The sequence below is a fragment of the Streptomyces sp. NPDC051310 genome (assembly GCF_044455245.1).
Taxonomy (GTDB): domain Bacteria; phylum Actinomycetota; class Actinomycetes; order Streptomycetales; family Streptomycetaceae; genus Streptomyces.
Map to the genome: position 1 here is coordinate 162,935 of NZ_JBITEO010000014.1, position 21,727 is coordinate 184,661.

Sequence of the window (21,727 nt, forward strand, 5' to 3'; positions counted from 1 at the left end):
AATCGGTGTCGGTGGCTCACGTCGGCCGCTTCCCTCCCTGACCTCAGCCGCCGGGCTGCTCGCTCAGCGCCGCGAGGCACTGCCTGGCCCGCTCCGGCAGGACGTACTCGCCCTCCTTGGCGATGCGGTCGTACAGGGCCTCGACCCGCTCGTAGTGGTCGTCGAGGTTCTGGTCCAGCAGGTGGTACTCGGACTTGTTGTAGATGCCGAACTGCAGGTCGGTCATCAGGCCGAACGGATCGATGTCCGCCGCGCGGCGGGAACCGCCGAACACCAGGCGCAGGAATTCGTCGACGCTCTCGTAGCCGAGGGTGGCGAGGAGGAACTCGATCGACGCCCACTTGCGCCTGACCTGGTAGGCACGCTCGTCCGGGTCGACGATGAAGTCCAGCCCGCTGGTCATGCCCTTCGGGTAGTGCACCTTGTTGAAACAGCGCAGGTCGATGGTGAGGCGGTCCTTGGTGGTGCGGGGCAGGGTGCTGTCGGCGTGTGCCCGGTAGTTGTCGAAGACCAGCGCGTCGCCCACCCGGCTGTCGCAGTAGTAGCCGGGAGACGGCTTGTCCGCGTACGTCTTCGCCCAGTACATCGCCATGAGGAAGTCCCGCACCGAGGGCAGGTCGATCTCCGACAGCTTCCCTTCCAGGAAGAGGTACAGCGCCTTGTCGACGGCGTCCTTCTCCTCGCCCTCCAGGCCGCACTCCAGCATCTTCTCGTAGACGTACGGGAGGTTCGGCGCCTCCACCTCGGCCTCCTCGAAGATGACGAAGGGCTGCCGGCTCAGCGGCGTGGGAGTCAGCGCGGTGTGGAAGCTGCGGTACTCGGTGGGGAAACCGAGCTGCTTCTTCACCAGCGACGGGATCTGGAGGGCGATCGAGCTGGCCGCGTGGGTGCCGTACGGGCGCTTCTCGGCCGGCACGATGAAGGCGTTCACCACCGCGGTCTCGACCTCGGGGAAGTGCTCCTGGACGATGTCCTGGTTCAGGTCGTAGAAACGCTTGGCCGAGGGCACGAACAGCACGCAGTTCTCGAACATGGTGGAGACCGGGAAGTAGCTGCCGATCGAGGCGGCGGCGAAGCTCTCCTGGATCATCGCCTGGCAGCGCAGCTGGCGCGCCAGGTTGTCCGCCAGATCGTCGTCCAGGTTCATCCGGACGACCTCGGTGGGGTGCACCTCGGGGTGGAAGCAGCTCGTGTTCAGCGTCCGGTGCGGAGGCAGCCGGGACTCCATCTCCTCCTTGTCCACCTGGTACTTGTCCAGCACCGGGGACAGCTGCTCGGCGTGCACCGCCGCCGAGGAGTGCAGGAAGGTGCCGGTCTTCTGGTAGGTGCCGGTGACCGTGGCATCGTCGTCCACCGTCGCGTCTGCCGCCTGGGTCGCGTCTCTCATGACGTCGTGTTCTCCGCTCGGTCCGAAGTGTTGATGCGGTCCACATAGGTGCGGACGAAGTCCTCGTCGATGGGCGGGGACGGGTAGTCCTCCGCCCCGAAGACGGCGCCCCCCACGGGCAGCGCGGCGAACATGTCCGCGAGACCCTCCGCCGTCAGGCCGTCCACCAGGGCGGCGATGCGGGCCAGGGGGCTCGCCGGATGCCCGGCGGCGAACGCCAGCGCCCGCTGCCGCCACTCGTCGAAGGGCAGGATCTCCGCCCCGCCGCCGGCGGCGCCGACCATCTCGAAGAAGCGGTCGAAGGTCGGGGCGCCGGCATTGACGAAGTCGTAGTCCGCGCCGATGCGCGCCAGGTCGCTGGTCATGGCCCCGGCGATCGTCCGGCACAGGTAGTCCACCGGCAGCACCGCCGTGAGGTCGGCCGCCAGCGAGGGGAAGCTCCCCATCTCGAGGCCGCCGGTGATCAGGTTGTGCAGGAAGTCGCCGCGGTCGAGCCGGAAGTGCCCGGTGCGGGTCGAGGCCCCCACGAACGGCAGCCGGTACGTCGACGCCCTCGCGCCGCGCCAGCGGGCGGCGGCCACCATCTGTTCCGCCTGCCACTTGGAGGTCAGGTAGCCGTACTCCCGGTCGTCCTCGCTGACCTCGTACCCCAGGTACTTGGGCAGTGTGGCGAAGGTGGACACGAAGTGGAACGCCTTGCCGCGACCGCGCGAGGCCAGACGCAGCGCCTCGTGCGTACCGACCACGTTCGGGCCGATGTAGTCCTCCAGCGGCCGCATCCAGTCCACCAGGGCACCGGAGTGGCAGATGGCGTCCACCTGGTCGGCCAGTTCGTCGAAGCCCTCCTCGTCCAGGCCGAACAGCGGCCTGGTGAGGTCGCCCACCACCGGGTTCAGCAGCGGGGCGAACTCCTCCTTCCACAGGCCGTAGCCGTCGAGGGCGGCGACCAGGCGCTCCATGGCCTGGCGGGCGTCGTCCGCCCGCACCAGGCAGTAGGCGACCACCTCGGAGGCGAGCAGCTCGTGCAGCAGGTACGCGCCGACGAATCCGGTGGCGCCGGTGACGAAGACCGCCTCCGGGCGTACCGGCGCCGCGGTGGCGTTGGTGAAGCGCAGGTCGGCGTGGAGCAGGCCCTTGCGGGCCGCGGACAGGTCCACACCCGCGTCCTCGGCCGGCCCGGCCGCCTCGGCGGACGCCGTACCGGTTGCGGCCTGGGGCGCCGCGTCCAGCCCCGCCTCCAGCAGCTTCTCCAGCAGGAAGTCGGCCAGCGAGGTGAGGTGGGGGTGATCGAAGGCGATCTTCGCGGGCAGGGCGAGTCCGGTCAGGTCCGCGAGCTGGTTGCGCATCAGCACCGCGGTCAGCGAGTCGATGCCGATGTCCTGCAGCGGCACGCCGACGTCCACCGCCTCCGGCGAGGCGAAGCCCAGGGTCTTCGCCACCTCCTCGCGCACCACGTCCAGCACCACGGACGGGTACTCCTCAGGCGCGGCCTCGCCCAGCAGCTTGCGCAGGTCCGTTCCGCCGCCGGTCCGGGAGCGCCCGCCGGTGTTGCCGCTGAGCAGCGCGCGGAACAGCGGCGGTATGCCACCGCGGTTCTCGAAGTAGTGCTGCACGCGGTTCAGGTCCAGCGCGGCGGCCATGGTCAGCGCGCGACCGCTCCTGACGGCGAGCTCGAAGAGTTCCAGGCCCTCGTCCGGTGCCAGCCGGTCCAGGCCGAGCTGGGCGAAGCGGGCCCGGTCGAACTCGCTGAGCCCGGCGGCCATGCCGTCGCCCTCCCAGGGGCCGAAGGCCACCGAGGTGGCCGGCAGGCCCTTGGCCCGGCGCAGGTGGGCGAGCGCGTCCAGGAAGGCGTTGGCGGCGGCGTAGTTGCCCTGGCCGGGTGCACCCATGACGCTCGCGATGGAGGAGAACATCATGAAGAAGTCCAGCTCCATGTCCTGCGTCAGCTCGTGCAGATGCCACAGGCCGTCCACCTTGGGCCGCAGGACGGAGCCGAACCGCTCGGGCGTCAGCGCCGTCAGGGCGCCGTCGTCCAGCACACCTGCCGCGTGGACCACGCCGCGCAGCGGGCGCTCGTCACCGAACAGGGCCATCACCGCGGTGACGTCGTCGCGGTCGGCCGCGTCACAGGCCACCACGGTGGCCGTGGCCCCCAGCCCGGACAGTTCGTCCACCAGCTCCTGGGCGCCGGGGGTCTCCATCCCGCGGCGGGAGGTCAGCACCAGGTCGCGCACCCCGTGGGTGCCGGCCAGCCATCTGGCCACCCGCCGGCCGAGGTCGCCGGCGCCGCCCGAGACGAGCACCGCGCCGTCCGGCCGGACGAACTGCCGCTGCTGGGCCGGGACCAGCACCACCTTGCCCACGTGCCGGGCCTGGGCGATGAAGCGCAAGCCGTCGGAGGCACGGGCCATGGGGAAGGCCCGCAGCGGCAGCGGCGTCAGCTTGCCCCGCGTGAACAACTCGGCGATCGAGACCAGCATCCGCTGGATGAGATCCGGCCCCGCCTCGGGCAGGTTGTAGACGGTGTACGTCACACCCGGGTGGGTCCGGTCGATGGCGGCCTGCTCCCGCACATCGATCTTGCCCATCTCCAGGAACCGTCCGCCGCTGCCCAGCATGCCCAGGCTGGCGTCGATGAACTCGGTGGCCAGGGAGTTCAGCACCACGTCGAAGCACCCGCCGGACTCGCCGTCGGCGCCCTTGCCGAAGTGCTCGACGAACCCGAGGTCGCGCGAGGACGCCAGATGGGCGTCGTCCAGACCGAGCTCCCGCAGCGCGGGCCACTTGGGCTCGCTGGCGGTGCCGTAGACCTCGGCGCCGGCCAGCCGCGCCAGCTGCACGGCCGCCATGCCCACGCCACCGGCGGCGGCGTGGATGAGGACGCGCTCGCCCGACCGCAGGGCGCCCAGTTCGTGCAGGCCGTACCAGGCGGTGAGGAAGGTCATCGGGATGGTGGCGGCCTCCTCGAAGCTGAGGTGCTCCGGCATGCGCACCACCTGGCGCGCGTCCGTGACGACCTCGGAGGCGAAGGAGCCGCGGGCCAGGCCCAGCACGGCGTCGCCGACCTTCACCTGGTCGACGCTGCCGCCGACCTCGGTGACCACACCGGCGAACTCCAGGCCGAACGCGGGGATCTCCACCATGCCCAGGGCGTTGAGCACGTCGAGGAAGTTCACCCCGGCGGCCCGCACCTCGGCACGGATCTCGCCCGGGGCGAGGGCCCGTTCCGGCAGGGACTTGACCGTCAGCGGCTCGTCCAGGCGGCCCTTGGCGGTGATCTCCAGCTGCCAGCGGCCCTCGGACGGGATCTGCAGATCCTGCGCCGCACCCACCCGCAGCAGCTGCGGCACCAGCACCTCGCCGTGGCGCAGGGCGCACTCCGGTTCGGCCTCCAGCATCAGCGCGGCGGGGAGCGCCTCGCGGTCCGCTTCCTCCTCGCCGAGGTCGATCATGCGCAGGCTCAGTTCGGGGTGCTCGTTGCGGGCGGTCCGCATCAGACCCCACAGCGGGCCGGCGCCCAGCCCGGAGACCATGTCGTCGGCACCGGTGCCCACCGCGTGGCGGGTGACCCAGACCAGCGGGGTGCGGAACTCCGTGGCGACCGCTTCCTGGAGCTGCTCCAGCGCCGTGGCGGCGAACGCGTGGGCCTGGGCAGGCACCTCCGCGTCGGAGTCCCACAGGCAGACCAGGCCGTCCAGGTCCTCGGCGTCCTCCAGCTCCCGGACCTTGATCACCTGGATGCCGGCCCGGGCCAGGAGCGTCTTGACCGCGCGGGCCCACGGCACGTCCCCGGCCGGGGTCATCATGCCCCAGGAACCGCCCAGTTCGACGTTCGCCGTGTCCACCTGGCGCCAGTCGACGTCGAACTGGAAGCGGTCCACCCCGGCCGCGGCCAGACGGCGCAGCACGGCCCGGTCCACCCGGCGCGCGTGGAGGCGGTGCAGCCGGCCGACATGGACGCCGTCGCCGTCATGGATGTCGAGCGACGCCCAGAACTCGCCGTCACCCAGCTCGAAGTCGGCGACCCGGACCCAGATCTCCGTCAGGCCCTTCACCCGAAGCGACAGGCGCTCGGCCTCGAACGGCACGAAGAGGTCGTCGCCGGTCCGGTTCTGCAGCCGCTGGGTCAGCAGCAGCGAGTGCATGGCCGAGTCCAGCAGGGCCGGGTGCAGGACGTAGCCGGCGGCGGACTGCTCCGCGCTCTCCGGCAGCGCGGCCCTGGCCCATACCTCCCCGCCCACGTGCCAGGCCTCCTTGATGCCCTGGAACGTCGGCCCGTAGCCGTAGCCGAGGGCGTCCAGGTCGCGGTAGAGGGCGGACGCGTCCAGCGGCTCTGCCCCCCGGGGCGGTACCGTCACCGCGGCGCCGGCACCGGCTTCCTCCGCGGGCGTGATCCGGCCCTCGGCGTGCAGCTGCCAGGCGCCGTCCTCGCCCTCGGGCGCGCTGTAGACCTGGACGGGACGGGCGTCACCGATCGCCGGGCCCACGGTGACCTGCATGCGCACCGGCACCCCGGAGGCGAGCACCAGCGGCGAGGCGATGACCACGTCCGACAGGTCCCAGTCGCCCTCGTGGGCCGCGTCGCCCGCGGCCCGCATGGCCTCGAAGAACGCCGTGCCCGGCATCAGGACGGCGTCCATCACCCGGTGCTCCTGCACCCACACCGGCTGGTTGTCCGCCACCACGTTGGTGAACAGCGACAGCCCGGTGCCGGCGATCTCCACACCGCCGCCGAGCAGCGCGTGGCCCGTGGCGTCGAGACCGGCGCCGACCTCGCGCGAGGCCGGCGGCTCGAACCAGAACCGCTCCCGCTGGAAGGCGTACGTCGGCAGGTCCACCCGGCCGCCGCCGAAGGGCGCGAAGTAGCCGTCCCAGTCGACCCGGACACCCCGCACGTGCAGCTCGGCCAGGCTCCGCTGGATGACCGAGGCGCCGTTCCTGCCCGGGGTGCAGGACGGCACCCAGGACACCGGTCCCTCGTCGGCCAGGCAGGACGCGCCGAGGCCGGACAGCACGGGCTGCGGGCCGAGCTCCAGGAAGGTGTTCGCGCCCTGGCGGTGCAGGTTGCGCATGCCGTCGCTGAAGCGGACCGCCTGGCGCACCTGGCGGACCCAGTAGCCGGGCTGCTCCAGCTCGCCCGGCGCGGCGAGCTCGCCGGTCAGGCTGCTGACGAGGGGGATCGCCGCCGGGCGGAAGCGGACGCTCTCCGCCACGGCCCGGAACTCGTCGAGCATGCCGTCCATGTGGTGCGAGTGGAAGGCGTGGGAGACCGTCAGCCGCTTGGCCTTGCGGCCCTGCTCCGTGAAGTGGGCGGTGATCGCCTCGACGGCGTCGGTGTCACCGGACAGCACCGTCTGCGTGGGCGTGTTGAGCCCGGCGACGTCCACCGTGCCGCGCAGCCCCAGGGCGTCGATGGCGGCTTCCGCCTCCTCCCCGCCGGCTTCCAGCGACACCATGGCGCCGCGGGCGGGCAGGGCCTGCATCAGACGGCCGCGGGCAGCGACCAGCCGGCAGGCGTCGTCCAGGTCCAGCACCCCCGCCACGTGGGCCGCGGCGATTTCCCCGATGCTGTGGCCGAGCAGCAGCTCCGGCCGCACACCCCAGCTGTCCCACAGCCGCCACAGCGCCACCTGAAGGGTGAAGAGGGCGGGCTGGGTGAAGTCGGTACGGTGCAGCAGGGCCGCGTCCTCGGTACCCGGTTCGGCCCACATCACCTCCAGGAGGGGCCTCTCCAGCTCGGTGAAGCGGCCGGCGACCTCCTCCAGCGCCTCGCGGAAGACGGGGTGGACGTCGTGGATGTCCTTGCCCATGCCCGCGAGCTGGCTGCCCTGGCCGGTGAAGAGCAGGGCCAGCCGCGGTTCCTCGGTGTGGTTCCCGGTGCGCGCCGAGTCGGCGGGCAGCTCACCGGTGCGGGCGAACGAGGCGAGCTTGTCGAGGAGTTCGGCCCTGTCCTTGACCAGCAGCACCAGCCGGCGGCGGAAGTGGCTGCGCGTCGTCGCGAGCGAGCGGGCCACGTCGCCCAGGCGGTCCTGGATGTTCATGCCCATGTGCCGGTGCAGGTTCTCCACCTGCTGGCGCAGGGCGGCGTCGGTGTAGCCGGACACCACGAACGGCACCGTGGGCGGCAGCGGCGCGGACGCGCCCTCCTCGGCGTCCTTCGCGGCCGTCCGCGGCGGCTCCTCGACGATCACGTGGGCGTTGGTGCCGCCGATGCCGAACGAGCTGACGCCCGCGCGGCGCGGCACGTCCTTCGCCGGCCACGGCCGCTGCTCCTGGACCAGCGCCATGCCGGCGCCCTCCCAGTCCACGGTGGGGGTGGGCTCGGCGACGTGCAGGGTACGGGGAAGCGTGTCGTGCCGCATGGCCAGCACGACCTTCATCACTCCGGCCAGACCGGCCGCCGCCTGGGTGTGGCCGAGGTTGGACTTGGCCGAACCGACCCACAGCGGTGCGTCCCCGCCGTGGCTGCCGCCGAAGACCTCCGCGAGCGCGGTGCCCTCGATGGGGTCGCCCAGCTTGGTGCCGGTGCCGTGCGCCTCCAGGTAGTCGATGTCGTCCGGCTGGAGGCCGGACGCGCCCAGGGCGGCGCGGATGACCCGCTGCTGGGCCGGGCCGCTGGGCGTGGTCAGGCTGGCGGCGTGACCGTCGTGGTTGACGGCTGTGCCGCGCAGCACGGCCAGGATGGGGTCGCCGTCGCGCTGGGCGTCGGACAGCCGCTTGAGGACCACCGCGGCGGAGCCCTCGCTCCAGCCGGTGCCGTCGGTGTCGGAGGAGAACGACCGGCAACGGCCGTCCGCCGACATCCCGCGCAGGCGGCTGAACTCGACGTGCAGTTCCGGTGTGAGCATCAGGCTCACACCGGCCGACACCGCGAGGTCGCATTCGCCGTTGCGCAGCGCGTTGCAGGCCAGATGGGTGGTGACCAGGGAGGAGGAGCACGCCGTGTCCAGGGTGAGGGTCGGGCCCTCCAGACCGAACACGTACGACACCCGCCCCGACATGGTGCCGCCCGCGGAACCGGGGCCCACGTAGCCGTCGAGGTCGGTCAGCCCGCCGGCCATGGTGAGGCCGTACTCGTGGTACGCCGAGCTCTTGCCGACGCCGATGAACGCGCCGGTCTGGCTGCCGCGCAGCTGGTCCAGGGTGTAGCCGGCGCGTTCGAACGCCTCCCAGGTGGTCTCCAGCACCATGCGCTGCATGGGATCGAGCGAGCGGGCCTCGCGCGGTGAGATGCCGAAGAAGGGGGCGTCGAAGAGGTCGATGGGGGTGACGAACCCGCCCCGGCTGCAGTACGAGGTGCCGGGGACCTCCGGGTCGGGGTTGTACAGGGCCTCCGCGTCCCACCGGTCCTTCGGGACCTCGACGATCCCGTCCCCGCCGCGCTCCAGCAGCTCCCAGTACTCCTCCGGGGTGTTGGCGTCGCCCGGCAGGCGGCAGGCCATGCCGATGATGGCGATGGGCTCGTCGTGGACGGCGCGGCGGCGGTCGGGCACGATCTCCCGGCTGGTACGGGTGCCGCCGGCCAGGTAGGCGGCCAGGGTCTTGACGGTGAAGTGCTCGAAGAGCTTGGCCCCCAGGACGGGGCGTCCCAGCAGCTCCTCCAGCCGTGTCTGGACCCGGACGACCCGCAGCGAGTTGCCCCCGATCTCGAAGAAGTTCTCGTTGACGCCGATCCGGTCGTGGCCGAGCACCTCCGACCAGATGGCCATGATGTCCCGCTCCAGCTCGGTGGCGGGCTTGGCGGTGGCATCGACCTCCACCACCGGGTCCGGCAGGGCGTTCTCGTCGATCTTGCCGTTCGGGGTCAGCGGGAGCTCGTCCAGCTCCACGATGAACGCCGGCACCATGTACTCCGGCAGCCGCTCGGCCAGCCAGGGCCGCAGCACGCGGTGCAGCGGCGTCCTGGACGGCTCACCGGCCACGGGCGTGTTGGCGTACCCGGCCAGGTCGTCGCGGTCCACCGCCCGGGCGGAGTGCCAGCTGAGGTCGGGCGTCTGCCCGGGCCGCCAGAACACGGCGTCGCACCGCCAGGTGTTACCCGAGCGGCTGGGCAGCAGGGCCAGCTCCAGGCCCGCCTCCCGGGCCGGGCCGGCGAGGTCGGCGGGGTCGATCCAGGACGTGGGGGCCTCCGGGGTGCTCGCGCCCATCTGCTCCAGGACAGCGGCGACCCGCCCGGACACCCCGCCCAGCCGGCCGTTGGGGATGTTGTTCAGGCGCAACGGGCGGTCGGCGACCGCGTCCAGCTCGGCGCGCAGCGCGGCCGGGCCGGACCCGTCGGCCTGCCAGTCCTTCTCCACCGCAGGGGCGGCGGGCGGGGCGTCGTCGCCGATGTGCAGGGTGACGTCGTAGCGGTAGCGCGTCATCTCGTTGACGTGAGCGCCGTCGCGCAGGGTGATGTCGACGCGGCTGATCCGCGGGAACAGGTGCGGCAGGTTGGCGAAGTACTCACGGCTGAGCACCAGTTCGCGCTCCGCGCGCATCGCGCGCCCGGCGCGGTGCGCCAGTTCCTCGGCGGGGACCGGGCCGGCTTCCGCCTCCGCGCGGAAGTGCGCCACGTCGGCGTGGAAGACCTCCAGCAGCGACAGGTCGCGTACGTCACCGAGGAACACCCGTCCGCTGGTGACCGCCCGGGTCGCCCACTCCAGCACCGAGGTCAGGTAGTCGGCGCCGGGGAAGTACTGGGCCACCGAGTTGATGACCACGGTGTCGTAGGTGCCCTCGGCCACCTCGGGCAGCGCGTGGGCGGCGCGCTGCTCGCACGTCACGTGCGGCAGCGAGGACAGGTGCCGCCGGGTCATCTCGACGGCCTGGGCGGAGGCGTCCACGGCGTGGTAGGTGCGGCAGTGCGGTGCCAGGCCGAACAGCATCAGCCCGCTGCCGGAGCCGATCTCGAAGACGTTCTGCGGTGCGTGGGCGAGGATGCGCCGCAGGGAACCCTGCTGCCACTCACGCATCTCCGCGCCCGAGAAGGGCAGGCCGTCGTAGCTGTTGCGCCAGCCCGCCAGGTTGAACGTGGCGTCGGCAGCACCATCGGCGCCCGGATCCGCGCCCGTGTCGGAGGTGTCGCCGCCCGCTTCGTAGGCGCGGTCCCAGGCTGCGGCCCACTCGGCCAGGGCGGTGCTCCGGTCCACCGGCGCGGCGAGCACATCGCCGTCCGTGTCGCGGACGCAGTAGGCGACCAGTTGCTCGTCACGGCCGACCACAACGGCACGGCGGACCGACGCGTGGGCGCTGATGGCCGCCTCGACGTCGGCCGGTTCGATCCGGTGACCACGCAGTTTGACCTGGCGGTCGGTGCGTCCCAGCAGGGCCAGCCGGCCGGGTGCGGCGAAGCGGGCCAGGTCGCCGGTGCGGTACAGGGTGCCGGGGTGGAAGGGGTTGTCCGCGAAGCGCAGCCCGGTCTGGCCGGGGTCGTTGCGGTAGCCGCGGGCCACTCCGGCGCCGCCGATGCACAGCTCGCCAGGGAAGCCGAGCGGGACGGGGGAGAGGTTCTCGTCGAGTACGTAGACCTGGGTGCGGTCGATCGGGGTGCCGATGAGGATGCCGTCCTCCTCGGCCCGGTCCGCCACCTCCCAGACCGTGGACCACACGGTGGTCTCGGTGGGGCCGTACATGTTCCACACCGAGCCGGGGCCGCCGGCGGCGAGCAGCCGGTCCGCCAGCTCGCGGGGCAGTGCCTCACCGCCGCAGAGGATCTTCCTCAGCGTGGGGGTGCCCTGCCAGCCGCCGTCCAGCAGCAGCTGCCAGGTGGCGGGGGTGCCCTGCATCACGGTGACCGCATGCCGCTCCATCAGCCCGTTCAGGGCCTTGGCGTCCAGGGTCTCCTGCGCCTGGGCGATGACCGTGGTCGCGCCGCACAGCAGCGGCAGGAACAGCTCCAGCACGGAGATGTCGAAGGACACGGTGGTGACGGCCAGCAGCCGGTCGGTGGCCTCGCACCCGGGCCGTGCGCGCATGGCGGCCAGGAAGTTGCACAGCGCCCCGTGGGTGATCTCGACGCCCTTGGGGCGCCCCGTCGAGCCCGAGGTGTAGATGACGTACGCGAGGTCGTCGGCGCCCGACTCGACCGCGAGGTCGTCCTCGGCGCCCAGTTCCTCACCCAGGCCCACGCTCACGCAGCGGGTGTCCCAGGCGGCGAGCCCGGCGGGTACGGCGGCCGGAGTGACGATGAGCCTGGGATCGGCGTCGTCGATCATCCGGCGGATGCGATCGGCGGGGAACCGGGGGTCGACGGGCACATAGGCGGCCCCCGTCTTCAGGACCGCCAGCAGGGCCACGACCAGGTCGATCGAGCGATCCAGGGCCACGCCCACCAGGTCGCCGCGGCCCACGCCCCGGCCGGCCAGCGCGTGGGCGAGCCGGTTGGCGCGGGCGTTGAGCCCGGCGTAGGTCAGGCTGCTGTCCCCGCAGACCAGCGCCGTGTTCCCGGCGTGGCTGCGCGCGGCCTGCTCCACGAGCCGGTGCAGGCCCTGCCCGGCGAGGTCCGCGGCGGCGTCGGCCGTGTCGTTGAACTCCTCGATCAGCAGAGCGCGTTCCTCCGCGGTGAGGAGGTCTGCGGCGGCCGGGAGCCGTTCGGCGGCGGCGGGCAGACGGCGGCACCACGCGGCGAACTGGTCGGCCAGCCGGGCGACGTCCGGGGCCTGCAGGCGCGTGGCGTCGTAGTGGAAGGCGACGAGTGCACCGTCCTCTCCGTCGCCGGGCTGGATGTGGAGTTCCAGTCGCGGACGTTGGCCGCCCCGGCTGCCGGAGTCCCGGTCGGCGTCGCGGGCGCCCCAGGAGATCAGCACGTCCGGTGTCAGTGCGCCGCTGCCCCAGCGTTCCCGGAGCGCTTCGTCGCGGCCGACGGCGTCGCGGCGGAGCCAGCCCCGCCCCTGGCCGAGGGTGAACTCCCGCCGTATCGCCCGCAGGTTGTCCGCGATCGTCGCCTCGGCGTCGACACGGCACAGCAGGGGCAGCCAGGCGGCGAACAGGTCCCGGTGCGCGGCGTCGACACCCTGGCGGGGGGCCGCCATCGCGAGGGGGACCTCCTGCCGGCCGCTCGCCCGGCTCAGGAAGACGCCCAGCGCACCGGCCAGGGAGGCGGCGGCCGCCGCGGACGCTTCCAGTCCGCCGTCGTCGCCGTCCTGGAGCGGGACGGGACATCGCACGAGGACGGGATCCGTCCGCCGCTCGCCTTCCGTGCCCTCCGCCCCGGTCCCCGGGCGGGGCGGGGGGTGGGGAAGGCGGTAGGGCCGGTCGCCGCTTGCGATCAGGCGCTCGCGCCAGCGGTGGGCGGCCTTGGAGGCCTCGACGCCCGCCGCGGTCAGGCGCGCGCTCGCGTCCTCGCCGGGGACGTCCAGGACCGCGCCGGGCGCGATGCCATGGGCGGCCGCGACGGCGCCGACGGGCCGTTCCTCGCCCTCCAGGGTGCACAGCCGGGCCAGGGTGAGGCTTCCGGCGCCGGTGGCCACCCGCAGGCCCGACACGTCGTCGCAGGACAGGACGGTACCGGGCGCGGCGGCGGCGTCATCCGCGGCGGCATCGGCCGAGGTGACCGAAGCGGCGGCACCGTCGGCCGCGGCCTGGGGGCGGGCTTCCCGCACGGCGTAGAAGTGCCCGTCGAGGCTTACCTTGGGCCACACCAGCGGGCTCGCGAACGGGCCGTAGTCGGTCGCCCGGACCATGGCGGCGATGCGCTCGGCCGGAAGACTCCAGTCGATCAGTCCCTCGGCGGCGAACTGGGTGTGCCGCGAGAAATAGCGGCGCGCCGCGGGGTCCTGCGGGGTCGCGGTCTCACGGCCCCCGGCGATCTCGTCGATCAGCGCGGGCAGGCTGGCGACGGCCGCCTCGTCGCACTTCAGGCCCAGCGACAGCGCCGTGTCGTCGGGGTCGATGGCCACCGGCACCCGCTTGAGGACCTCACCGCCGTCGACCACCTCGGCCATGCGGTGCCAGGTGATGCCGTACTCCCGTGCCCCGTCCGCGATGGCCCAGGACGGCGTGTGCAGGCCCGAGTACTCGGGAAGCGGGCCGTAGTGGTAGTTGACGGCGGCCCGCGTGGCGCAGCCCAGCAGCGCCTCGGGCACCACCGCGTAATTGCCGGCGCTCAGCAGCAGGTCGCAGGACAGACGCGGTACGAGCGCCACGGCCTCGGCGAGTTCGTGGTGCGGAATGCCCGCCTTGACCGCCCAGGACCGGGCGGTGGCGTCACCGGTCACCACGGCGGCGATCCGGTGCCCTTTCGCCACGAGTACCTCGCCGCAACGCGCGAGTACGCTCCCGCTGCCGATCAGGACGGAAGTCAAAGAAGTCATCGCCAACTCTCCCCGTGATCACCCGCGGCGCGTCCGGTGAGCGCCGCCCGTCCCGGGGCAGGGCAACAGCACCCGAGGCAGCCTTGTGAGGCCTGCAGGTGCCGAATCAAAGCGCGTGCACAGGGCTGTTCCCCCGTGCACCCGTGCCGATTCCCCCGTGATCGAGCGGCGTCCGCCTCACGAGCAGTCGCGCATGCGGCTGCGCCGTGAGTCGTCCGCGCTGTCAGGAACTAAGTGCCAGTACGCCAAGTGCTGAACTGCCGAAGTGCTGAACTGCCGAAGTACGGATGTGCTGTCGTGCAGGAACGCTGTCGTGCAGATGTGCAGAGGTACCGCGCTACAGAGGTGCGCTGACGTGTGATGGGGGGCGCAACCGCCCCCGCCGGTGCGCCGGTTCCTCCCCCCGGACGCCCCGCCCCATCATTGGCGTGCCGCGAGAGCCACCGCAAGGCATGACGGCGAAGATCTTCGAGCGAATCCCGAGTGATGGTCATCACATGTCTTGATCGCACACTTCGACCCGCCGCAGACGGGGGAGGAGCACACTTGCTTCGGTCGCACGGCTTCGACCACCGTGCCCACGTACCGAGTTGACCCGCAGGCGAGTTCGACGACGCACACGAGCTGAGGGGACTGGCATGCCCGACGAGCCGGCCGAACGCACCCGCATACGGGAGGAGGTCAACCCGGCCCGCGTCCTCGCGCTCTGCAGCGGCGCGAGCTTCATGGCCTTCCTCGACCTGTCCATCGTCAGCATCGCCTTCCCGGACATCCTGGACGACTTCCCGGGCACGTCGCTCCACACCATGACGTGGGTCCTCAGCGGCTACACCATCCTGCTGGCGGCCGTCCTCACGCCCGCCGGAAGGATCGCCGACAGCCTCGGCCGGCGCACCGTCTTCCTCTGGTCCCTGGCCGCCTTCACCGCCGCCTCGCTCGTCTGCGCCGTCGCGCCGTCCATCGGGTGGCTCATCGCGGCCCGCATCGTCCAGGGCGCGGCGGCCGGCGGCATGATCCCCGCCGCGCTCGGCCTGATCCTCGCCACCACCCCGCGCGAGCGCATCGCCCGAGCGGTCGGCACCTGGTCTGCGGTGGCGGGCTTCTCCGCCGTCATCGGACCGGCCGCGGGCGGGCTGCTGCTGCGCGCCTTCGGCTGGCGCTCGGTGTTCTACGTCAACCTCCCGCTGTGCGGAGCGATGCTGCTCGCCGCCATGGTGATACTGCCGAAGCAGCGGCTGCGCGGCACGGGGGACCGGCTGCCGGACGCGGTGGGCAGTATCGCGCTCGCCCTGGGCATCGCCGGCGTGGTGAGCGCGCTCACCGAGGGGGACACCTGGGGCTGGTCGGATGTCCGCACCGTCGGACTCGGGCTGGCCGGGCTGGCGCTCGTCGCCGTCACCGTCCTGCGTTCGCGCAACCACCCCGCTCCGGCCCTGGAGATGACGGTGTGGCGCAGCCCCGTCTTCCGGACCGCCAACCTGGGCCTCGGCATGCTCAACATGACGATGTTCGCGTGGATGCTGGCCGCACCGCTGTTCGCCGCCGACATCTGGCACTGGTCGGTCCTGCAGACGGCCGGTGCCCTGAGCGTCGGAGCCGTCTCCTCGATGGCCGGTTCGCTGCTCGCCGGACGGGTCACCCGGCCGGCGGCTCAGGTGAAGGTGACGGTTCTGGGCGCGCTGTCCTTCACGGCCAGCAACGCCATCTGGGCGTCCGACCTCTTCGGACCCACGCCCAACTTCCTGGGCGGCTGGCTGCCGGCCGCGATCCTCGGAGGCGGCGGCCTCGGCCTCGCCATCACCTGCCTGTCGTCACTGGCGGCCGGGACGGTGCCCCCGCAGAAATTCGCGGGTGGCCTCGGTATGACCCTGACGGTGCGCCAGGTCGGCGGTGCGGTCGGCGTCGCCGGATTCGCCTCGATCATGGCGTCGGGCGCTGCCCCCGGCAGCATCTCCTCCTTCCACCACGTCTACGTCGCCGCGATGGCCGTCAACATCCTGTGCGCGGTCGTGGTCTGCACGATGCTCGTCGTGCTGCGACCGAAACCCGCACCGGCGGCCGCGGCGCAGACTCCGAAGGACCGGGCCAGGCCCGCCCAGTAACCCCCGGCTCCAGGCCGGCCCCGCCCCTGCCGGCCCGCGGCATACGGACGGTCCCCTGGGTGCGGCCACCATGTGCCCCCCAGGGGACCGTGTCGTTCCGAAGGCTCCCCGCAGCGGCGGGCCTGCCGTCAGGCGGAGGGGACGCTGATCAGCAGAGCGTCGCCCTGCCCACCGCCGCCGCACAGCGCCGCGGCGCCGAGACCGCCGCCGCGGCGGCGCAGCTCATAGGCCAGGTGGACCACGAGCCGGGCGCCCGAGGCGCCGATCGGGTGGCCGAGCGCGATGGCTCCGCCGTCGACGTTCACGATGTCAGGGCTGATGCCCAGCTGCTCGGTGGAGACGATGCCGACGGCGGAGAACGCCTCGTTGATCTCCACCAGGTCCAGGTCGGACGGCTCCAGCTTGGCTTTGGCCAGCGCCGCCCTGATCGCGTTCGACGGCTGCTCGTGCAGGCTTCCGTCCGGCCCGGCCACCACGCCGTGGGCGCCGATCTCGGCGATCCAGGGCAGGCCCAGCTCCTCGGCCTTGGCCTTGCTCGCCACCACCACGGCCGCGGCGCCGTCGGAGATCTGCGACGCCGTGCCCGCCGTGATGGTGCCGTCGGCGGTGTACACGGGACGCAGCTTCGCCAGGACCTCCGCCGTGGTGTCGGGACGCACGCCCTCGTCGGTGTCGCACACCACCGGGTCACCCTTGCGCTGCGGGACCGTCACCGGCACCATCTCCTCCGCGAACCGCCCGGCGGCGGCCGCGGCGGCCGCCCGCTGGTGCGAGGCCGCGGCGAAGGCGTCCTGCTTCTCCCGGGTCAGCCCCGGGTAGCGGCTGTTGTACTTCTCGGTCGAGACGCCCATCCCCAGCTGGTCGAAGGGACAGAACAGGCCGTCATGGACCATGTGGTCGATCAGCGGTACGTCACCGGCCTTGAAGCCCGCACGCGACTTGGGCAGCACGTGCGGCGCCTGCGACATCGACTCCTGACCGCCCGCCACGACCAGGTCGAACTCACCGGCCCTGATCAGCTGGTCGGCCAGCGCGATCGCGTCGATCCCGGAGAGGCACACCTTGTTGACGGTCAGCGCCGGAACGCTCATCGGGATGCCCGCGGCCACCGCGGCCTGGCGGGCCGGGATCTGGCCGGCGCCCGCGGTGAGCACCTGCCCCATGATCGTGTACTCCACCTGCTCGGGCGCCACCCCGGCCTTCTCCAAAGCAGCCTTGATCGCGATGCCCCCGAGCTGAGCCCCGGAGAAGTCCTTCAGAGAGCCGAGCAGGCGACCGGTGGGGGTACGGGCCCCAGCCAGGATGACGGATCCGGACACGACGTCCTCCGTGGGTAGAAGTTGTGGTCCACAACACGGCTACATTACCCACGAGTTGCACCGGGGAAATGCGCCCTTCGGCGGTGTGAGCGATGGCACAGCCGACGGGACGCGCCCCCGCACCGCGCCGGTTGAAACGCCCGCCGGCAACGGCGCTGGTTCCCCGCCGCCCCTCCTGCCCCGGACCGGCCCGCGCCGCCCTCTGCGACGCCGCGCGCCGCGCGACGGGCATCGAGCCGCTGCCGCGGAACCTTCGGCGAGGCGACCCGCCGGCTCCGCCACCCCACCCCCGCGGCCCGCCCCGGGCCGCCTGCCGACCACCCTGCCGCCCGGCCGGCGCCCCCCGGCCGACGGCCGGCCCCCGGGCCGTCGCCCCGCCCCGGCGGTGGCTCCCTCCTCCGCCGTGCGATGCACGGCACCGAACGCCGCTCACCGATCCGGTCTGACCGGCACGACGCCCCCTGGGCCCTGTCGTCACATTCCCGTCTGCCCCGCGACGCCATGCACGCATTCTCGCCGCACCGGGCCCGGACCCGAGTACATCCAGTACGAGGGTCAGGGCCCGGCACACCGAGAGCACGCACCTGACGCCGCAGGGCCGTCCTTCGGGCGACGACGGGAATATGACGACAGGGCCTAGCCGTGGCGCCGCCGGATCAGCGTGCAGCCGGCTGCGAGTGCCGCGCCTGCCGCGAGCGTCAGCCCCATGCCGGTCTGCCAGCCGGTGGGCCCGGATGGTGCGGAGCCACCCAGCCCGCCGCGGACGCCGCGGGTCGGAGTCGCGGTGGGGGACACGGGGCTGTCGGGCCGCGGAGCAACGGACGCGGGCCGCCGGGGGAGCAACTCGCAGGCGATTCCGTCGTCCTGGCCCTGGCCCTGGTCCTCGTCGAGGCGGTGGGGATCGGTCCGGTTGCTGTTGAACACGGCCTGCGCGTCTTCCTGGTAGACGAAGTCGCGGCAGTCCAGGTCCTGAGCCTGGGCAATGCCCGCCGTGGGAACGATCGAAGCGATCGCGAGGAGCGCACCTACGAGTGCGGAACGCTGAAACATGATCCAGCCTCCCTTCAGGCCGCTGGGCGGCCGCGCTCCGACGTTACGGGGACATGCGTCCGCTCAGCCCCTTCAGTAGCCCGAACAGGTGATCGCTCCCGCCTCTGACCGGCGCCTTCACAGAAGCAGGGCCGCATGGGCCACCGCGGCATCGTCATCGGCCACCCGACCGGCGCTCGTGACAGCCGAGCTGACCGCCCCGCGCGGCCCCACCACCCGGTTCGGCTGCTGCACCGCGACGGTTCGCCTGTCCGCGTGCCGGGCGCCGCCGCCGGTGTCTGGAGCCGCGCCTCGGTCACCGACTGCCGGGCCGCCGGCCGGCCGCAGGTGCGGCCCGGCGGCGGACGGAGCGGCCGTCGATCACCTGACCCGCGCGGCGATGGCCCGGGCGCAGTCCATCGCCTCCGCCTGGGTGGTGTCCACCTCCAGGTCGTAGGCCACGCCCCGGTGGACCACGTCCGCCTGGGACGCAGCCATCCCGATGGTCCGGTCGCCCCGTGCGACCTCACGGGCCGCGGCCACCGCCGCGTCACACCTGACGCCGACCCACAACACGTGCAGTCCGTCCAGGGCCTTCTGCCATCGCCGCTGTGAGTACGCTCCGCCGAGGAAGACCTCGTCGACGATGACCCGGGCGCCGGCACGGGCCATCGCGGCGACCCCCTCGATCCACGCCGCTTCCAGTGTGCGGAACTCCGGACCGACGACCACCTCTCCGTCCGGAGCGAATTCGATCCCGCCGTCCGACGCCTGCAAGGACGCGGGCATCGCCTCGACCAGGGTGTCCGTCCCGAGCGCCAGCCACGGGTCCGGGAGAACTGCCTGCAGACACCGGACGATCCCGGATTTCCCCGAGCTGGAACCACCGTTGACAACGATCACCTGAGTCATCATCGCGCCACAGTAAAGGCGCGGGGGCGGCACCCGAAACGGGTTCCGGCGCACTCCGCACCCCCGGGGCACCACCCACGACCGGCGGCACCGCCTGCCGTCGCGCTGCCGTGGGACCGGCGCTGCCGCTGTGCCGAACCGGCCCAGGACTCCGGGCCGGCCGTCGTACGGCGGTTCCGGCGCCACCCGCCCACCATGCCGGAGGACGGGTGACGCCGGAAGTCAGGTGGCGCCCGGCGTGGGGGTGGCGGACGGCGGCGGGAACCCGTTCGCGGGCACGCTGACGCTCGGCCGGACCGTCGGCACAGCGGTGGGGCTCGGGGCCGGACTCGGGGTCGCGCTCCGGTCCGGGCCCGGGGTCGGCTCAACGACCCTGGGAGGATCGGCCGGCGGAACGGGACGCGGGGCGGCCGGTTCCGGGGCCATCAGATGGGCGACCCCGGCCACGGCCGCCGCCGCGAGCCCCGCCACGCCGACGAGGCGCAGCCGGTACGCCGGCGGCCCCTGCCACCATGACGGCCGGCGGGCCGGGCGTCGCGGCGGCGCGGCGGGACGCAGATCACGCAGGTTCACCGACTCCGCACGGGCCTCGAGCGCCTGCCGGAGCCGGCGCTCGACGAGACGTTCGCGTTCGCCGTCGGCCGTCATATCCGTCCCTCCAGGATCCGCTCCAGCGCGTCCAGGGCGCGGCTGGCGTTCGACTTGACCGCACCCCGGCTGATCCCCAGTGCCCGGGCGATCTCCGCCTCGCTGAGATCGGCCCAGTACCGCAGGACGAGCACCTGGCGGCGACGCGGGGTGAGCCGGCCGAGCGCGGCGAGTACCTCGCGATGCGCCTCGTCCAGCACGACGTGCTCCTCGGCGGACGGTACGTCCGTCGGGGCGGGCGGCGTCCAGGCCCGGGCGGTCCGGCGGCGCCGCAACACCGAACGGGAGGTGTTGACGACAGCGGTGCGCAGGTATCCCAGAGCGTTGTCGACCTCGGTGATGTGCTCGCCGTGGCGCCGGTAGAGGGCGGTGAAGGCGTCCTGGACGACGTCCTCGGCGGTGGCGACGTCGTCGACGAGCAGCACGGCCAGACGCACCATCCCCAGACGGTGGGCGTGGTACAGCTCCGTGACGGTGGGTGGCGGGGAGACCGCTGCGGTGCCGTACGGACCAACGGGGACGTACGGGCCCGTCGGCCGCGGGGGATCGACCGGCGGGGCCGCCCCGTCACGGCGCAGCAGTACGCGGAGTGCGGCACGCAGGCCCCACCCGCCGTCCGGCCGCACCCGGGGCAATCCGGGCGCGGCGGGGCGGAACGGCAGTGCGGGGTGCAGCACGGGGTTCCTCGGGTCGAGCACGTCAGCGATGGGCGCGCCGCCGGACGACGAACAGGGTTCCCGCCCCGAGCGCGATGAGCCCGGCGGCACCGGCCCCCATGGCGATGTCGGTGGCGCTCGCGCCACCAGTATGCGCGAGCTCCGGCCCGGCGGAAGGCCGCGGGGCGCCGGGGGCGCTGCTGGTGGCCGGGGCCGGGGTCGGGACGGCCGACGGGGTGGCGGTCGCCGGCAGGCTGGGCGCGGCCGATGGCGCGGCGGACGGCGCGGCGGACGGCACGCTGCTGCTCGCCGGCGTCGGCGCTGCCGAGGGGGTCGCGCTCGGTCCGGCGGCCGCCCACGCGGGCACGGCGACGGCAGCCAGTGCGGCGGTGGCGGCGGCGGTGACGACTGCGTGCTTCAGAGGGGGCACGGTGGGTTCTCCAGGGGGTACGGGGGCGCGGGATCACGCCTCTTCATCCCGCACGACGCGCAAGTGGACGGGTGGTTGCCGCCCTCCGCGCAATTTTTTTCCGACGAGGCCGGGGGAGCGGGCTTCTCCGGCCGGCCGCGCGGATCGTGGGCGGCCCACCACGGGACGACCAGAACCACCGCCGCCCCGGACACAGCGCCGCACGTCGCATCCCGACCGCGACGACCCGGTGCGCCTCGCCCGGCCGGACCGTTCCGAGCCGTCCGGCCGTCCGGCCGTCCGGCCGTCCGGCCGTCCGACCCGCCCGCCCACGGGCGCGCACAAGGCGCCGGGGGTGGCGTCAGCCGGGCGCCGCCCGGTCGGCGGTGGTTGTAGCGGGCATAGAAATACCCTCACGGGCGCTCATAAAAATCTGTCGTGGCCAAGGTAGACATGCCGCTCCGTCGGGGTTAGTGTTTTACCCGTAGCCAGGAAGTCATGGATGGCACGGCAGAGACGAACTGCCGTGCAAGCAGGTGCGGAACGACAGTGGAGTGATGGGGCCGGAAACCTGGGGTCCCTTCGCTGGCTGTCGGGCCGAGCGGCCCCAGGGGTCGCACAGAAGTACCCGCATGTTGCAGCAGTAGAAGTGGTTGATCGAAACAGTAAGGAGCAGACGCCATCAGGATCGCCCGGGCGAGAGAAACACCCGCTCGGGTACCGCAGGCCCCGGATTGGAAGGTGGTCCCCGGTCACGCAACCGCGATCCCCGCTCCTCCGCCCTCCCGGGCGGACCGCAGCGGAAAACGAAGGCCGGCTCGAGCCGGCCGGTAGATGGTGTTGAAAGCTCGGGGCTCGGGTGCCGTACGGCACCCGAGCCCCTCGGCGCCGGCCCTGTAGGGAAATGGTTTTTTACCCCCCCACTACACCCCCCCCCCGAACCCCCCGCCCCCCGGATTTAACCCCCCAAAC

General features: G+C 72.9%; 8 protein-coding genes. 1 reads left to right on the forward strand and 7 read right to left on the reverse strand.

Features of this window, described 5'->3' with window-relative positions; genetic code table 11:
• Positions 1 to 43 precede the first annotated feature (43 nt).
• Positions 44 to 1,387 carry a hypothetical protein gene (locus ACIA79_RS21720; RefSeq protein WP_399429986.1) on the reverse strand — a complete coding sequence of 448 codons (1,344 nt, stop codon included), beginning with the start codon at positions 1,385 to 1,387 and terminating at the stop codon, positions 44 to 46.
• A complete protein-coding gene (locus tag ACIA79_RS21725; protein ID WP_399429987.1) occupies positions 1,384 to 13,680 on the reverse strand; it encodes an amino acid adenylation domain-containing protein in 12,297 nt (4,098 codons plus the stop codon). The genes ACIA79_RS21720 and ACIA79_RS21725 overlap by 4 nt, the downstream gene beginning before the upstream one ends.
• A 638-nt stretch (positions 13,681 to 14,318) precedes the next feature.
• On the opposite strand from ACIA79_RS21725, the gene ACIA79_RS21730 reads away from it, so the two are divergent.
• Positions 14,319 to 15,782 carry an MFS transporter gene (locus ACIA79_RS21730; protein WP_399429988.1) on the forward strand — a complete coding sequence of 488 codons (1,464 nt, stop codon included), beginning with the start codon at positions 14,319 to 14,321 and terminating at the stop codon, positions 15,780 to 15,782.
• A gap of 128 nt (positions 15,783 to 15,910) precedes the next feature.
• Here the strand turns inward: ACIA79_RS21730 and ACIA79_RS21735 are convergent, their stop codons facing one another.
• From ACIA79_RS21735 to ACIA79_RS21755, 5 genes are all read right to left on the reverse strand, one after another.
• A complete protein-coding gene (locus tag ACIA79_RS21735) occupies positions 15,911 to 17,101 on the reverse strand; it encodes an acetyl-CoA C-acetyltransferase (RefSeq protein WP_399429989.1) in 1,191 nt (396 codons plus the stop codon).
• Positions 17,102 to 17,737: 636 nt separating this feature from the next.
• Positions 17,738 to 18,151, reverse strand: coding sequence for an excalibur calcium-binding protein (locus tag ACIA79_RS21740; protein WP_399429990.1), 414 nt, complete (start codon positions 18,149 to 18,151; stop codon positions 17,738 to 17,740).
• A 360-nt stretch (positions 18,152 to 18,511) separates the two neighbouring features.
• Positions 18,512 to 19,045, reverse strand: a complete 534-nt coding sequence (gene cpt, locus ACIA79_RS21745) for a chloramphenicol phosphotransferase CPT (RefSeq protein ID WP_399429991.1) — start codon at positions 19,043 to 19,045, stop codon at positions 18,512 to 18,514.
• Positions 19,046 to 19,686: 641 nt separating this feature from the next.
• Positions 19,687 to 20,388 (reverse strand): RNA polymerase sigma factor, encoded by a 702-nt coding sequence (locus ACIA79_RS21750; protein WP_399429992.1) that lies wholly within the window; start codon positions 20,386 to 20,388, stop codon positions 19,687 to 19,689.
• Position 20,389: 1 nt separating this feature from the next.
• A complete protein-coding gene (locus ACIA79_RS21755; RefSeq protein ID WP_399429993.1) occupies positions 20,390 to 20,776 on the reverse strand; it encodes an LPXTG cell wall anchor domain-containing protein in 387 nt (128 codons plus the stop codon).
• Between the last annotated feature and the right edge of the window lie 951 nt (positions 20,777 to 21,727).

Coding starts and splice junctions, on each gene's coding strand:
- ACIA79_RS21725 (WP_399429987.1), bottom strand. CDS start 13,680: ATGACTTCTTTGACTTCCGTCCTGATCGGCAGCGGGAGCGTACTCGCG.
- ACIA79_RS21720 (WP_399429986.1), bottom strand. CDS start 1,387: ATGAGAGACGCGACCCAGGCGGCAGACGCGACGGTGGACGACGATGCC.
- ACIA79_RS21740 (WP_399429990.1), bottom strand. CDS start 18,151: ATGTTTCAGCGTTCCGCACTCGTAGGTGCGCTCCTCGCGATCGCTTCG.
- ACIA79_RS21730 (WP_399429988.1), top strand. CDS start 14,319: ATGCCCGACGAGCCGGCCGAACGCACCCGCATACGGGAGGAGGTCAAC.
- cpt (WP_399429991.1), bottom strand. CDS start 19,045: ATGATGACTCAGGTGATCGTTGTCAACGGTGGTTCCAGCTCGGGGAAA.